Annotated in this window: 16 protein-coding genes; 9 read left to right on the top strand and 7 right to left on the bottom strand. The window is 55.4% G+C overall.

Annotated features, from left to right (window positions below):
• The first annotated feature begins 167 nt into the window (after positions 1–167).
• The gene (gene uspB, locus PW844_RS04285; protein ID WP_299448275.1) at positions 168–503 is read left to right on the top strand and encodes a universal stress protein UspB; all 336 of its coding nucleotides are present in this window, start codon (positions 168–170) and stop codon (positions 501–503) included.
• A 48-nt stretch (positions 504–551) separates the two neighbouring features.
• Here the strand turns inward: uspB and pitA are convergent, their stop codons facing one another.
• Positions 552–2,051 (bottom strand): inorganic phosphate transporter PitA, encoded by a 1,500-nt coding sequence (gene pitA, locus PW844_RS04280; RefSeq protein ID WP_299448273.1) that lies wholly within the window; start codon positions 2,049–2,051, stop codon positions 552–554.
• A gap of 241 nt (positions 2,052–2,292) precedes the next feature.
• Here pitA and PW844_RS04275 point away from each other — a divergent pair, with 241 nt between their 5' ends.
• Positions 2,293–3,477, top strand: coding sequence for an NAD(P)/FAD-dependent oxidoreductase (locus PW844_RS04275; protein ID WP_299448271.1), 1,185 nt, complete (start codon positions 2,293–2,295; stop codon positions 3,475–3,477).
• Between the two features lie 30 nt (positions 3,478–3,507).
• Here PW844_RS04275 and PW844_RS04270 read toward each other — a convergent pair whose 3' ends face one another.
• Positions 3,508–4,905 (bottom strand): APC family permease, encoded by a 1,398-nt coding sequence (locus PW844_RS04270; RefSeq protein ID WP_299448269.1) that lies wholly within the window; start codon positions 4,903–4,905, stop codon positions 3,508–3,510.
• A 149-nt stretch (positions 4,906–5,054) separates the two neighbouring features.
• The gene (locus tag PW844_RS04265; RefSeq protein WP_208716800.1) at positions 5,055–5,888 is read right to left on the bottom strand and encodes a helix-turn-helix domain-containing protein; all 834 of its coding nucleotides are present in this window, start codon (positions 5,886–5,888) and stop codon (positions 5,055–5,057) included.
• 179 nt (positions 5,889–6,067) lie between these two features.
• On the opposite strand from PW844_RS04265, the gene PW844_RS04260 reads away from it, so the two are divergent.
• From PW844_RS04260 to PW844_RS04250, 3 genes are read left to right on the top strand one after another with little or no spacing between them, the layout of a single operon-like run.
• Positions 6,068–7,207 carry a tyramine oxidase subunit B gene (locus PW844_RS04260; RefSeq protein ID WP_299448266.1) on the top strand — a complete coding sequence of 380 codons (1,140 nt, stop codon included), beginning with the start codon at positions 6,068–6,070 and terminating at the stop codon, positions 7,205–7,207.
• A 14-nt stretch (positions 7,208–7,221) separates the two neighbouring features.
• Positions 7,222–7,644, top strand: a complete 423-nt coding sequence (locus tag PW844_RS04255; RefSeq protein WP_299448264.1) for a Rid family hydrolase — start codon at positions 7,222–7,224, stop codon at positions 7,642–7,644.
• A 20-nt stretch (positions 7,645–7,664) separates the two neighbouring features.
• Positions 7,665–8,957 carry an FAD-binding oxidoreductase gene (locus tag PW844_RS04250; RefSeq protein WP_299448262.1) on the top strand — a complete coding sequence of 431 codons (1,293 nt, stop codon included), beginning with the start codon at positions 7,665–7,667 and terminating at the stop codon, positions 8,955–8,957.
• 26 nt (positions 8,958–8,983) lie between these two features.
• Here PW844_RS04250 and PW844_RS04245 read toward each other — a convergent pair whose 3' ends face one another.
• Positions 8,984–9,259, bottom strand: coding sequence for a metal/formaldehyde-sensitive transcriptional repressor (locus PW844_RS04245; protein WP_299448260.1), 276 nt, complete (start codon positions 9,257–9,259; stop codon positions 8,984–8,986).
• Positions 9,260–9,360: 101 nt separating this feature from the next.
• On the opposite strand from PW844_RS04245, the gene PW844_RS04240 reads away from it, so the two are divergent.
• The 3 genes from PW844_RS04240 to PW844_RS04230 all read left to right on the top strand — a co-directional run bounded on the left by PW844_RS04240 (position 9,361) and on the right by PW844_RS04230 (position 11,293).
• Complete coding sequence (locus PW844_RS04240) at positions 9,361–10,437, top strand: nickel/cobalt efflux protein RcnA (protein ID WP_299448258.1); 1,077 nt, start codon at positions 9,361–9,363, stop codon at positions 10,435–10,437.
• Between the two features lie 61 nt (positions 10,438–10,498).
• A complete protein-coding gene (locus PW844_RS04235; RefSeq protein WP_299448256.1) occupies positions 10,499–10,849 on the top strand; it encodes a hypothetical protein in 351 nt (116 codons plus the stop codon).
• A 168-nt stretch (positions 10,850–11,017) separates the two neighbouring features.
• Positions 11,018–11,293: a DUF1471 domain-containing protein gene (locus PW844_RS04230; RefSeq protein ID WP_299448254.1), complete on the top strand. Its 276-nt coding sequence runs from the start codon at positions 11,018–11,020 to the stop codon at positions 11,291–11,293.
• Between the two features lie 74 nt (positions 11,294–11,367).
• Here the strand turns inward: PW844_RS04230 and PW844_RS04225 are convergent, their stop codons facing one another.
• Positions 11,368–11,859, bottom strand: coding sequence for a helix-turn-helix domain-containing protein (locus tag PW844_RS04225; RefSeq protein WP_299448252.1), 492 nt, complete (start codon positions 11,857–11,859; stop codon positions 11,368–11,370).
• A gap of 242 nt (positions 11,860–12,101) precedes the next feature.
• On the opposite strand from PW844_RS04225, the gene PW844_RS04220 reads away from it, so the two are divergent.
• Complete coding sequence (locus tag PW844_RS04220) at positions 12,102–13,124, top strand: alpha/beta hydrolase (protein WP_299448250.1); 1,023 nt, start codon at positions 12,102–12,104, stop codon at positions 13,122–13,124.
• A gap of 12 nt (positions 13,125–13,136) precedes the next feature.
• On the opposite strand, the gene PW844_RS04215 is transcribed toward PW844_RS04220, so the two are convergent.
• Both PW844_RS04215 and hemB read right to left on the bottom strand, forming a co-directional pair.
• Positions 13,137–14,105, bottom strand: coding sequence for a sensor domain-containing diguanylate cyclase (locus PW844_RS04215; RefSeq protein ID WP_299448248.1), 969 nt, complete (start codon positions 14,103–14,105; stop codon positions 13,137–13,139).
• A 111-nt stretch (positions 14,106–14,216) separates the two neighbouring features.
• Complete coding sequence (gene hemB, locus PW844_RS04210) at positions 14,217–15,194, bottom strand: porphobilinogen synthase (RefSeq protein WP_299448246.1); 978 nt, start codon at positions 15,192–15,194, stop codon at positions 14,217–14,219.
• Between the last annotated feature and the right edge of the window lie 21 nt (positions 15,195–15,215).

Here is a 15,215-nt window from a genome sequence, read left to right as displayed (position 1 = left end):
ACCAGATCTCCTACACTGAAAATGGCGGTCACATTGTTGCTGGTACGGACCGCTCGGCTCGCAAAACAACAATGCAATTCGATTCATTCAGTGGAAGGCTTTCTCGTGGGGCGTTGTCAGCGTTACCCCGCTGTGCGCGTCTCCGCGGCTCCAGCCGGGAGGGGATCATGATCAGCACTATCGCGCTTTTTTGGGCTCTGTGTGTGGTTTGTCTGGTGAATATGGCGCGCTACTTCTCTTCTCTGCGCTCGTTACTGGCGGTGCTACGCGGTTGCGACCCGCTGCTGTATCAATATGTGGATGGTGCCGGTTTCTTTACTTCGCACGGCCAGCCCAGCAAACAGGTGCGCCTGGTGCGCTATATCTGGGAGAAACGTTATCGTGATCATCATGACGATGAATTTATCCGGCGCTGTGAACGGGTGCGCGGGCAATTTATCCTGACCAGCGGCTTGTGTGGTTTGGTGGTGGTCAGCCTGATCGCGATGGCCCTCTGGCAATAAAAAAAGGGCGACATTGCTGTCGCCCTTCAAGGGTCTGGTCCGGCGTGATTACACCAGTTTCAGGGCAATCCAGTACAGTGAACCGGAAAGCAGAATACACACCGGCAGGGTGAACACCCACGCCATCGCGATATTCTTAATGGTGCGGCTTTGCAGGCCACCACCATCAACCAGCATGGTTCCGGCTACTGACGACGACAAAATATGCGTCGTGGAGACCGGCATCCCGGTATAGCTGGCAATACCAATGGAGACGGCGGCCGTAACCTGCGCCGACATGCCTTGGGCATAGGTCATGCCTTTTTTGCCAATTTTCTCACCGATGGTGGTGGCAACACGACGCCAGCCAATCATGGTGCCGATACCCAGTGCCATCGCCACGGCCATGATGATCCAGATTGGAGCATACTCGACCGTACCCAGCAGGTCACCTTTCAGCTTATTCAGGAAACGCTGATCGTCAGCGCTGGTTTCCGGCAGCTTCGCGGCTTTATCGGCGGTATCGGAGATACACAGCAGCAGACGGCGCATCTGGCTACGCTGGTCAACCGTCAGCTGATCGTAGCTTTGCAGGTTGTTGAGCAAACCCTGTGCACGCTGAATGGCAGGCAGCGCACGGGTACTGTCGCAGTGAAACTCATGCGGCCCGCTGGTGGTTTCTTCTGGCGCAGGCACCGCCGGTGGCGCCATCTGCACGATGTGCGTCAGCGCGTTGTTGTGCTGCTGATAAAACTGCTCCAGATGATTTACTGCATCACGCGTACGGGAGATGTCATAACCGGACGCATTGATGTTCACCACAAAACCCGCAGGCGCGACGCCAATCAGCACCAGCATGATCAGGCCAATGCCTTTCTGACCATCGTTCGCGCCGTGTGAATAGCTCACGCCAATGGCGGAGACAATCAGGGCGATCCGGGTCCAGAACGGCGGCTTTTTCTTGCCGTCGATTTTCTCGCGTTCCGCCGGTGTCATATGGGTGCGTGAGCGTTTTTTGGTCCCGCTCCAGTAGCGCCGTAACAGGAAAATCAGGCTACCGGCAATCACCATACCGACAATCGGAGACAGGATCAGAGAAAGGAAGATGTTGAGAACTTTAGGCAGGTTGAGCGCGTCAACTACCGAAGTCCCGGTCATCAGGGCATTGGTGAGACCAATACCAATAATGGCACCAATCAGGGTGTGGGAGCTGGACGCCGGCAGACCCAGATACCAGGTGCCGAGGTTCCAGATAATCGCAGCCAGCAGCATGGAGAACACCATGGCAAGGCCGTGAGCTGAACCAACATTTAATAGCAGATCGGTGGGGAGCATATGAACGATGGCATAAGCCACACTCAAACCGCCCAGTAAAACACCTAAGAAGTTGAAAACACCCGCCATCACAACTGCCAGCTGCGCCCGCATCGCACGGGTGTAGATAACTGTCGCAACCGCGTTGGCTGTGTCGTGGAAGCCATTGATTGCTTCGTAAAACAATACAAACAGCAGAGCAAGAACTAATAACAGGCCGGTACTCAGGTCAAGACCAGCAAACAGATGTAGCATAAACGTTACGCCATTTAGGAGGACATGAACGCGGCGCATTATCCGCGACAACATGCTGTATGGGAAAGGGAAATATAGCCTTTTTTTGACTTAAAGTTGTAATCTGCACGGTAATTCAGGGGAAAAAGGTCGAAATATTAGTCAGTTACAATATGACATATTTACGGCAATTTTTTGACACTGGCGCCCCTGTGTACAGATCACTACAATCAGCGCCTTTCGGGTGAAATGGGTAAAAGCAGTGGAAAAGTTTGACGTTATCATTATTGGTGCAGGTGCTGCTGGCATGTTCTGTGCTGCGCAGGCCGGTCAGCGTGGCCGCCGTGTGCTGCTGCTCGATAACGGCAAAAAAGCCGGGCGCAAGATTCTGATGTCGGGCGGCGGACGCTGTAATTTCACCAATATGTACACTGAACCCGCAGCTTACCTGTCGCACAACCCCCATTTCTGCAAATCCGCGCTGGCGCGTTATACCCAGTGGGATTTTATCGATCTGGTCAATCGTCATGCTATCGCTTACCACGAGAAAACCCTCGGCCAGCTGTTCTGCGACGATTCCGCACAGCAGATTGTCGATATGCTGCTGGCGGAATGCGAGGCAGGGCAGGTGACGCTGCGGCTGCGCAGCGAAGTGTTGAGCGTGCAGCGTGACGAGCAGGGCTACACCTTGCAGCTGAACGGCATGGCCGTGCAGGCGGAAAAGCTGGTTATCGCCAGTGGGGGGTTGTCGATGCCCGGGCTGGGTGCCTCGCCCTTTGGTTATAAAGTGGCGGAACAGTTTGGTCTGAAGGTGTTCCCGACGCGTGCAGCGCTGGTGCCCTTTACCCTGCATAAGCCGCTGCTGGAGCAGCTGAATACGCTGTCTGGCGTGGCCTTACCCACCACCATCACCGCGCAGGATGGCACCGTCTTTAAAGAGGCGATGCTATTCACCCATCGCGGGCTGTCCGGTCCGGCGGTGTTGCAGATCTCCAGTTACTGGCAACCGGGCGAGTTTGTCACGGTGGATCTCTCCCCCGCCACGCCGCTGGATGATTTCATTAATGTGCAGCGCGACGCGCATCCGAATCTCAGCCTGAAGAACAGCCTGGCGAAAATTCTGCCGAAGCGCCTGGTGGAAGTGTTGCAGGTGCTGAACCAGCTACCTGATGTCACGCTGAAGCAACTCAACAGTAAGCAGCAGAACGAGCTGGTGCAAACGCTGCATCAGTGGCGCGTGCAGCCAAACGGCACTGAAGGCTACCGCACCGCAGAAGTGACGCTGGGCGGTGTGGATACCACCCTGTTATCGTCAAAAACCATGGAAGCACGCGATGTGCCCGGGTTGTATTTTATTGGCGAGGTGGTGGACGTCACCGGCTGGCTGGGGGGGTATAACTTCCAGTGGGCGTGGAGTTCCGCCTGGGCATGCGCGCAGGCGTTATAACATCGGCATAATCCGAGCGCAAAAGGCAGATTATTTTTTTATTGCCGCGAGTTTCATCCCACGCTTCAGCGACATACCGTAACCCGCCAGGGCGCAGGCGGCGATAAACCACGGAATCATCTTCACCACGCTGGAATCGCTGCCGCTCAGTGATTGCAGGTTATTCACCACCAGAATGATGGTGATGGTCATACAGATGATCGACAGCAGTGGTGCCCAGAATACCTGCAAGCGACTGTCATCGGTGGCTTTGCTGCGGAAGAACAGTACCACCGCAGCGGACACCCCGAGTTGCAGAATCAGGATGCACAGGGTCGCGACCGCAGAGCCGATGGCAAAGATATGTACCATCGGGTCCAGCCCGGCGCTGCCCATACCGGCCAGCAACATCAGCAGGATCACGCTGTGTACATGGCTGGCATTATGCGGTGTGCCGTTGGTCGGATGGGTGCGGCATAACTCCTTCCAGATCAGGCCATCGCGGCTGATGCTAAAGATGTAGCGCGAAATGTTGTTGTGAAATGCCAGCGTAGCCGCGAACAGGCTGGTGATCAGCAGCACCGACATGGTATTCACCGCCCACTGGCCGACATACTGGCGGGTAATGTTGAAAACAAAATTGCCGGGATCTTTACTGGCGATGGCGACGATCTCATCAAAACCATAGGCCTGCACCAGCGACCAGCTGGTAAAGCAGAAAAAGGCGGTGATCAGCAGCAGGGCGCAAATCGTGGCGCGTGGCACGGTTTTCTGCGGGTCGCGGCACTCTTCGGCGTAGATCGCGGTCGATTCAAAACCGATAAACGCAGCGATGGTGAAGATAAAAGCGATACCGAGATTGCCCTGCATAAACACCGAGGGTTCAAATGACTGGAAGGTGAAGGGACCGGTTTTTTTCACCAGCAACATCACATCGGTCAGCAGCACGATGGCGACTTCAGCCAGCATCAACACGCCCAGTAGCTTGCCGCCCACCTCCACTCGCTTGATGCCCAGTATCCAGGCAATGATGGCAAACAACATACTCAGCGCCCACCAGGGAACGTGCATACCGAGGTGTTCCTCAAGGAACAGCTGGGTGAAGAAACCCAGCATGGCAACAATGGCGATCTGGATGGAGAAGTAGGCCATCAGGGCCAGCACCGAGGCGGAGGCCCCCCAGTTATCCCCCAACCCTTTGGAGATATAGGTGTAGAACGCCCCGGCATTGTTGACGTGGCGGCTCATGGCGATGAAGCCCACCGCGAACAGCATCAAAATGACACACGACAGGATGTAAAACACCGGAATGCCGCCGCCGTTGCCGGAGATAATCGCCACCGGCAGGCCGCCGACCACCCCGGTCAGCGGGGATGCCGCAGCAACCACAAAAAAGACCAGAGAAAACAAGCCCAACGTATTTTTGCGTAAACCGGTATCGTTGTTCATCGCCAGCGCCTCTATGAGGAGAGTGAAATTTCTCAGGCGCTCTGCGTCGCCTGAGGCAGGTAACTTCGCTGCATCATTTCTCAGTGACGACGACGGCGGATAGAAAAAATCGGACAGAGCCACGGTGCAGAGCTGCACCGTTTTAGTGCTCAGTGATAGCGCAGACGATGGAACAACGCATCATGGGCAATGCGCCGTTGATAGTCGCACGGCGTGGTGCTGACGAACTTTTTAAACTCGCGCAGGAAGTGCGACTGGTCGCTAAATCCAAGGTCAAATGCCAGATCGCTAAAGGAAATATCCCCCAGCGCATGGATGCTATTCAGCGCCGACTGGCAGCGCAGAATGCGGCTAAAGGCCTTCGGCGACAAACCGGTATCCTGGCGGAACTGCCGCTGAATGGTGCGGCAGGTGTAACCGGTCAGCGCTTCCAGTTGATCAACGCGAATATTGCCCTTTTGCTGCTGCATCGCACGGATAATCGATGCCGTTACCGATGAGGCTTTGCGCACCAGCCGTGGCGTGAAGTGGGCGTTAAATAACGAAATTTGCTGTGAAAAGCTGTGGCTTTGCACAATTTGTTCAAACGCCAGTCGGGCATCAGGTACCACATCAAGAAAGCTGAATTCATGGTCGGGGATCTCCTCTGCCATCACGTCAAGAAAATCGGGGATAACGCCCGGCGCGAACCGCACGCCGAAATAATGATGGTTATGCAGCATGTCGGCACCGCGCGCTTCCAGCGTGGTGCCGCACACGCGACCTTTGGGGTTGAGCGGATCGCAATCAAACACGATATCCACGCAGCCATCCGGGACAGCCAGCGTCATATCCGCCGATTGCGCCACGTCGAAGCTGTAAAAGTGTGAAATCGCCGGGTTTTCTGAGGCGATGACCGAGTAATGTTGCGCGGCATTCAGCACAAACCACGGCTGTTCTGGATGAAAGCTGCCGCCATGACGATAAAAGGGATTCTCAGACATCGCGCGCTCCGCTACAGGCTGAACAGGGATAAACCGATCATGCAAGCCCCGTGCCACGCGGATGTCGCAAATATTCAATACAGCCCCCTCGTCGTCACGTATTCCTAAAGACATCCACCTGCACGCCGGACGCACTGCGTCGGCGGGAATACGTAATAAGACTGAAAAGGGCGTAAACCATGACTGATTCAACCCGGATTGATTTTATCTACCTGTCGGAGCAGGACATGATCCGCGCAGGCGTTACCGACATGCCCGCCTGCGTTAACACCATGGAGGAGATGTTCGGCCTGTTGTATCGGGGGGACTACCGCATGGCCGGTGCCAATAACGATTCACACGGCGCGATGGTCACCTTCCCGGAAAATTCACCGTTCCCCACCATGCCAAAACCGACCGCCGATCGTCGCCTGATGGCGATGCCAGCTTACCTCGGCGGCAACTTTGGCACCGCAGGGGTGAAATGGTATGGCTCGAATATTGCCAACCGCGAAAAAGGGCTGCCGCGTTCCATTCTGATGTTCACCCTCAACGATGCCGATACCGGCGCACCGCTGGCGCATATGTCCGCCAATCTGCTGTCGGCTTATCGCACCGGCGCGGTGCCGGGCGTGGGGGCGCGTCATCTGGCGCGTAAAGATTCCCGCGTGATTGGCCTGTTGGGGCCGGGCGTGATGGGCAAAACGGCGGTGGCGGCGTTTATCGCCGTGTGCCCGCACATCGATACCATCAAAGTGAAAGGGCGTGGTCAGCGTAGCCTGGATAACTTCATCACCTGGGTGCAGGAAACCTGGCCGCAAATCAAACACATCGAAATCGTCGAGTCGCTGGAAGCGGTAGTACGCGATTCCGATATCGTGACCTATTGCAGTTCCGGCGAAGTGGGCGACCCCGACAGCTATCCGCTGGTGAGGCGTGAATGGGTCAAGCCGGGCACCTTCCTGGCGATGCCTGCGCTGTGCAACATCGACGCCGGTATGGAACAGGCCGACGTGCGCAAAGTGCTGGATAACACCGGCCTTTATCACGCGTGGTTTGAGGAAGTCCCCAAGCCCGCACACAAAACCATCCCGGTTATCGGCGTGCGTTTTATGGACATGATTGCCGAAGGCAAGCTGGCGGCGGAACAGCTGGAGGACATCGGCAAAATCGTCGCCGGTGATGCTCCTGGCCGCCAGAACGATGAGGAGATCATCATCATGTCAGTCGGCGGTATGCCGGTGGAAGACGTTGCCTGGGGCACGGTGGTGTATCGCAACGCGATCGAAAAAGGCATCGGCGTGAAATTAAACCTGTGGGAAACCCCGGTACTGAGCTAATCAAGGAAACCAGCATGACCAACATCATTAAAGTGAAAACCGGTTCGAAATTTGAAGAGATGGGCAGCTATTCGCGCATTGTCGCGGTGGATAACTGGATTTATGTCTCCAACACCGCGGGCCGTCATCCGGTCAGTAAAGAAATTCCGGCGGACGTCACTGAACAGACTTTGCAGGTGTTCGCCAATATCGAGGCGGCACTGGCCGCGATAGATGCCTCGCTCAGAGACGTGGTGTTCTCGCGGGTGTTTATTCAGAACCCGGACGATGTCGCGACGGTGATGGGCATCATTGGCGATAAGTTTCGCGGTATCAATCCGGCGACCACGGTCACTTGCCCGCCGCTGGGTTCCACGGTGTATAAGGTCGAGCTGGAAGTCACGGCGTATCGCGGGGCCGGTCAGGCCGAGGTGCAGGAAATCACCGTTGCGCTGTAAGGCGTAACAGGAGGCGCGTTATGTCACCGGAAATTACCCCTGTCACCACATACACCGATTTTCCCTCCGCCACTACGGTGGTCATTATTGGTGGCGGCATTGTTGGGTTGACCGCCGCACTGACACTGGCGGAACGCAATATTCCGGTGGTGGTGCTGGAGAAAGGCCGCATTGCGGGTGAGCAGTCGTCGCGTAATCTGGGCTGGATCCGCAAAACCAGTCGTGCCGCTGATGATATTCCGCTGGCGCAGGCTGCCGACCGTTTGTGGGCGGGGATGGCGGAACGCGTCGGCAGCGACGTGGGTTATCGCCAGGCGGGCATTATGTTTATTGCCCGCAACGAGGCACAGATGGCCCTGCATGAAAGCTGGCTGAAGGCGGTGCAGCCGCTGGATCTGGATGCGAAGCTACTCAGCCCTGCGGACATTGCGGCACGGGTGCCGGGTGGGCAGGGCGGCTGGGCAGGGGGGATTTTTACCGCCTCAGATGGCCGCGCCGAACCGACACTGGCAGCCAGCGCCATTGCCAAAGCCGCGATCACCAGAGGCGCGATTATTGTGGAGCAATGCGCGGTGCGCACGCTGGAGACCAGCGACGGGAAGGTCAGCGGCGTGATTACCGAACGCGGTGAAATTCGCTGCGATCAGGTGCTGCTGGCAGCGGGAGCCTGGTCACGCCGTTTTCTCGGCAATCTCGGTATTGCGCTACCCACCTTGCCGCTGATTTGCTCGGTGTTGCGGACAAAGCCGCTGGAAGGACCCACCAATATTGCCGTAGGTGCGCCGGATTTCTCATTTCGTAAGCATAAAGATGGCGGGTTTATTATTACTCAGCGCGGGGCTCTGGATGCACCGTTGACGCTCGATCATCTGCTGCTGGGGACACGTTATCTGCCGCAGCTGCGCCATGCGCGTGACAATCTGCGTATCTCGCTCGGCAAATATTTTGTCAAAGATCTGGCGCTGGCCCGGCGCTGGCGGGGGGATCGCCGCTCGCCATTCGAACGTATTCGTACTCTCGATCCAGCAGCCAATCCGGCGCTGAATCAGGAAGCGATGCGTAACCTGCGCGCGGCATGGCCGGTGTTTGAGCAAGCGGAGCTGGCGCAGACGTGGGCCGGGGTGATTGATGTCACGCCTGATTCCAACCCGGTGATCGGCCCGGTGGCGGCGATGCCAGGTCTGACGCTGGCGACGGGGTTTTCCGGCCACGGTTTCGGCACGTCACCGGCTGCCGGGCAACTGGCTGCCGATCTGGTTTCCGGCCATACACCGCTGATCGACCCGACCCCGTATCGGTTTGAGCGATTCTGATGCCAACGGCGCGAGTAATCGCGCCGTTACTTCATATAACTGCGCACCACCGCGATAATCTCTTCCATATCGCTTGCGCGCTCCTGCTCGCTGGCATTCGGGTTCATCAGATGCTCGCGGATATGGCCTTCCAGCAATTCACTCATCAGCCCGTTAATCGCGCCACGCACTGCTGCCACCTGCTGCAACACCTTCAGGCACTCTTCTTCGGCAATCAGCGCCTTTTCCAGTGATTCAGCCTGGCCTTTGATACGGCGCACGCGCGCCAGCAATTTTTTTTGATCTTTATGGGTATGTGACATAGCGTGAAGTCCGTTGATCATTACTATACTGGGGTATAGTATATTTGGGTTGACCGGCAATTGCATCAACTGTGCCGTTTTTTAATTCGATGAGAACAATTATGACCGATTTTGCTGCACTGCTGAGTCAGGGCACGTCCAGTGCCTGGCTGTTTATCCCCAGCGCCATTTTACTGGGTGCGTTACACGGACTAGAGCCGGGCCATTCCAAAACCATGATGGCGGCGTTTATCGTAGCGATTCGCGGTACGGTAAAGCAGGCGGTGATGCTGGGACTGGCCGCCACTTTGTCGCACACGTTGATTGTCTGTCTGATCGCCCTCGGGGGCATGTATGTCAGCCGTAAACTGACCGCCGATACCGCAGAGCCGTGGTTCCAGCTGATTTCTGCCGTCATCATCCTCGCTACCGCGTTGTGGATGATCTGGCGTACCTGGCAAAGCGAGCAGCAACGTAAGCAACATCAGCAGACAGAGCGCCCTGATGCTCAGGTGATTGATACCGGTCACGGCCACATCGAACTGGCATTGCATCAGGGGCACTGGCAACTGCGCACGCTGGATGGTGCTGCGTGGCAGGCCAATGAAGTGAGTGTCGCTACCCGGCGGGGCATGGGGTTCTCGCAAATATTCACCTTCGCCGCTCAGGATGGCGTGCTGCAATCCACGCTGGCGGTGCCGCAACCACACACCTTTAATGCGCGTCTGTCGCTCGGCCATCGCGGCCACTCGCATGATTATGACGTTGCGTGGCAGCAGGGGGAGGTGCAGCGTCGGCCTGGCGAAAATGATGGCGGTTTTCAGGATGCACATGAGCGCGCCCACGCCAGTGATATCAAAAAACGCTTTGCCAGCCGTGAAGTGACCAATGGACAGATCATTTTGTTTGGCTTAACCGGTGGGCTAATCCCCTGTCCGGCGGCGATCACTGTGCTGCTGCTGTGCATCCAGGTGAAAGCCTTTAGCCTGGGGGCCGCGCTGGTGCTGTGCTTCAGCATCGGGCTGGCAATGACGCTGGTCGGCGTGGGGGCTGCTGCCGCGTTAAGTGTGCAGAAGGCCACCCAGCGCTGGCAGGGGCTGGATACACTGGCACGCCGCGCGCCCTGGTTTTCCGGCACCCTGATTGCGCTGGTGGCGATTTATATGGGGTATCACGGGCTGAGTGGCATCCTGCGCTGAGCCGTAACGCCGTGAATCTGGTAAGATCGCGGCGTTTTTCTTCCATCTGGTAATTATCCCCATGTTAAAACTCAAATTTCTCCTGCCGCTGCTGATCGTGATCAGTGCCTTAGTCTGGTGGCTCACACCGCATTACAGCGATGAAGACAAAGCCTATTACATCGCCATGTTCTGTACGCTGACCCATGATGGACGCGGCAACACACCAAAGGATATGCAGCAAATCATCGAAGGCAGCAATTCCGATTACGCATTGCAAAAAATCCACTTCCAGCGCGGCCTGGGTGAGCATCTGCAAACGGTGTGGCAGGATCTGTCACCGGAACAGCAGCAGCAGGCGCATCAGGATCGCAACACCTGCCGTCGTCTGATGTCAGAAAAATTGTTACCAGGCCAGGAGTTGCAGAACTAATTGCAGCAGGCCAGTCGATTCTGGCCTGCTATTTAAATAACGTCGCTCAATATCAGGTAAAAACGAAATAGTAAGTCTGGCTGATTTGAACTCAAAATGATCAATGTTCGATGGCGATAAATCAGACAATGGTTTCAGAAAATTACCACGACAATTGAAGAGGACGAAATGATGAAAAAATTAATTCTGTCTGCGTTGCTGTTGGGTGCGAGCGTTCCGGTACTGGCTGCCAATAATATCTCTGCCCAGGAAGCCGACCATTTTAAACTTGAATCGCTGGGGAATATTAGCGTGTCCGATACCGGTGGCGCGATTAGCTCACCGATGGATCTGCACCAGCGCCTGTCTGAGATGGCTGATGCGAAAGGCGGAAAATATTATGTGGTGGAAGCCGCCCGCCAGCATGGCAATAATTTTGACGCTGTCGCCCAGGTGTATAAATAATTAAAAGGCCCCGGAAGGGGCTTTTTTTATGTCTATATTCGGACGAAAAAAAAGCGCGATTATCGCGCTTTTTCTTATACCATCGCACAGCTAATGCGGGCAGGGAATTTGCCGGGAGTGGCGGCTGGCGGGCGCACCTCCTTCATGCATTCGCTGCTGACCAGACCTTCCTGACGGCAAAGTGCGCAGGGATCATCACTGGCTGCCAGCTGGTGCTTTCTCTCGCCGCTTAATTGTTGTTTACGGCAATGAAGCGGTGTGCATCCCATCATCTGTTTAAAAGAGCGGGTGAAGGACTGCTGGCTTTCAAAATGGTATTTTACGGCCAGGCTAATAATAGTTGCGTCACTATTTTTCAGCTCAACAACACAGGCCGCCAGTTTCTTTTTGCGAATATAACGTGCCAGGGTTTCATTGTGGCAGCGAGCGAAAAGTTTCTGTAAATACCATTTTGAATACCCGGACTTTTGCGCAATATCATCAATGCTCAAACGCTGATCTAAATTATTTTCAATCCAGTGAGTTACTGAGTCAATTACACCCTCATTGTACTTTCTCTCTTGCATATAGCACCTCCAGTTCAGTGAGCACAGTGTAATTTAACTTATCTTTCCGTGTGCCTTGTTACGTAAAGATTTATCAGGAAATCGGTTTTTATTTTTCCGCTATCAGATCATTCCCGTAATTCGTGAGAATTAGCTGTGAGATGTTGTTAATTTGTTGAGGATATAGAGGGCACGGCACATCAATACGCTGCGGTGCGTAACATGTCACACTCGCTGCTTTGCCCTAACCTGGAGATGTTCTGATGGCGTTACGTTTTCCCGGGAAGTCTTCATTGGCGATACTGCTCGCCTCCATGGCGTTGATGAGCAGCGCATCGGCGCTGGCAGCCAATGTCTATGGTGAGCAGCTGGAAGGCTTCCAGTATCCTTATCCGTTACAGCATTTTGCTTTCTCCTCCCAGCAGCAGCCGCTCAGCATGGGGTATATGGATGTCAAACCCACACAGCATGCCAACGGCCAGACAGTGGTGCTGATGCATGGCAAAAATTTCTGCGGTGCCACCTGGGAAGACACCATCAAGGCATTGAGCCAGCAGGGATACCGGGTGGTGGCACCGGATCAGATTGGTTTCTGTAGTTCCAGCAAACCGGCCAATTATCAGTACAGTTTCCAGCAGCTGGCGCAGAATACCCATCAGCTACTGCAACAGCTTGGAATAGAAAAGGCGGTGATTGTTGGTCACTCCACCGGAGGTATGCTGGCGACGCGTTATGCGTTGATGTACCCGCAGCAGACGCAAAAACTGGTGCTGGTGAACCCGATTGGCCTGGAAGATTGGAAAGCGAAAGGTGCACCGTGGCGTTCGGTGGACCAGTGGTATCAGCGCGAGCTGAAGCTGAATGCCGCAGGGATCAAAAAGTATGAGCAGCAAACCTATTATGTCGGTCAGTGGAAGCCGGAATATGACAAATGGGTGGATATGTTGGCCGGTCTGAATAGCGGACCGGGTCATAACCGGGTGGCGTGGAACTCGGCATTAATCTACGACATGATTTTTACCCAGCCGGTGTACTACGAATTTAAAGATCTGCAAGTGCCGACCACGCTGATGATTGGTACCTCCGATACTACCGCCATCGGCAGCGATATCGCCCCGCCAGCGGTCAAAGCGCAGCTGGGTCATTACAATGTGCTGGGGAAACAGGTAGCAAAACTGATCCCTGGTGCGCGTCTGATCGAGTTCCCGGGCATGGGACATGCGCCGCAGATGGAGGAGCCGCAGAAGTTTAACCAGATTTTGATTGATGATTTGGCGCGCGGTTAAAATTTACAGGCGCTACCGCGCCTGTTTTTTCCCTTTCTTGGCGGCATACATGCGCTCGTCGCTGCCTTCCAGCAATTGCTCCAGCGTCAGCGGCTGCTGGGGATCGAATTCCACGATACCGGAGGAGAAATGCAGCTGGTAGAGGCGGCTCAGGTCAAGCGTCTGTCTCTGTAGTTGCCGGTCAAAGCGCGCCAGCACCCCTTCGGCATCCGACTGTTGCAGGCCATTGAACAGCACCACAAACTCATCGCCTCCCAACCGGGCAAAAATATCCGCATGGCGGAAACTGACCTTCATGGCATCGGCAAAATCCATCAGTGCGCGATCGCCCTGACGGTGGCCAAGGGTATCGTTGATCTCTTTAAAACGGTCGAGGTCGAGAAATGTCAGACAGGCCGGGAGTTGTTTTACCAGGCATTCATTCAGGGCCAGCTGCCCGAGCGTCATAAAGCCACGACGATTGGTAATTTGCGTCAGCTCGTCTGAGGTGGCGGTCTGGAACGCAATCAGTTCGGCTTCCGCCATCGCTGCCAGATCGCGCAACGTGTGGTAATCATCGGCATCAAATGAACGGGCATGGTGATCGACGATGCACAGGGTACCCACTTTGGCCCCTGCTGGCGTGCGTAATGGGCAACCCGCGTAGAAGCGCACCGGGTTTTCACCGGTGACCAGCGGATTATCATAAAAGCGATCATCTTCCAGCGCATTCTCCACTACCATCACGTCATCCTGGAGGATGGCATGGCCACAAAAGGAGGTATTACGCGGCGCGGTTTCCCCGGATTTACCCGCAATGGATTTGAACCACTGATGGTCCTCTTCCAGCAGGCTTACCAGTGCGACCGGCACACCAAACAGGCGGCGGGCGAGGCGGGTCAGACGGTCAAAACGCTCTTCTGCCGGGGTATGCAGAATGTTGAGCGCACGTAACTGAGCCAGACGATCTGATTCGTCTGCGGGCAGTGCAGGTGCTTTCATCGCGTTACTCTTCTTATTAGATGCAGGTGTTACAGAACTGGTGTTGTGCCAAAAGGATGGCGTTAACAATTATCAGCCGTCAGCAAAGACGGCTGATAAGCGTAACGGTGATCAGAGCATTTTTTGCTCGGCGAGATCAAGGGCAAAGTAACTGAAAATCAGATCGGCACCGGCGCGTTTAATGGCACCAAGGCTTTCCAGCACCACATTGCGTTCATCAATGGCACCGGCCTGCGCTGCGAATTTGATCATGGCGTATTCACCGCTGACCTGGTAGGCAGCCAGTGGCAGCGTGGTGCGCTCGCGGATATCGCGCAGGATATCGAGATAGGCACCTGCCGGTTTCACCATCAGGGAATCAGCACCTTCTGCTTCGTCGATCAGCGACTCACGGATAGCTTCACGGCGATTCATCGGGTTCATCTGATAGGTTTTACGGTCACCTTTCAGCGCGGTGCCTGCGGCTTCACGGAACGGACCGTAGAATGAGGACGCGAACTTGGTGGAGTAAGACATAATCGCGGTATCGGTGAATCCGGCCGCATCGAGCGCCTGACGAATCGCTTTTACCTGGCCATCCATTGCGGCGGAAGGCGCGATGAAATCGGCACCGGCCTGAGCGGCAACCACCGCCTGTTTACCGAGATTGATCAGGGTTGCGTCATTATCGACACCGTGGTCGCACAGCACGCCGCAATGGCCGTGGCTGGTGTATTCACAGAAACAGGTATCGGACATGACGATCATTTCCGGCACGGTGTCTTTGCAGATACGCGACATACGCGCCACCAGACCGTTTTCGTTCCACGCATCGCTGCCGGTGGCATCGGTGTGGTGCGAAATACCGAAAGTCATCACCGAACGGATACCCGCTTTGGCGATACGCTCGATTTCATACGCCAGACGCTTTTCCGGGATACGCATGACGCCCGGCATGGCGGTGATCGGTTTGTAGTCGTCCACCCCTTCTTCAACGAAAATTGGCAGTGCCAGATCGCTGAGGTTCAGGCTGGTTTCCTGGAACATTTCACGCATCGCGGCGCTTTTACGCAGCCTTCTTGGACGCTGGATAAGAGAAAAATCAGACATGCTCATTCTTACTTACAGGTG

Source organism: Pantoea sp., from assembly GCF_028283705.1.
In the GTDB taxonomy this organism is placed as follows: Bacteria; Pseudomonadota; Gammaproteobacteria; order Enterobacterales; family Enterobacteriaceae; genus Pantoea.
Note: the sequence above shows the minus strand (reverse complement) of the source record. Positions and strands in the feature narration are given on the sequence as shown.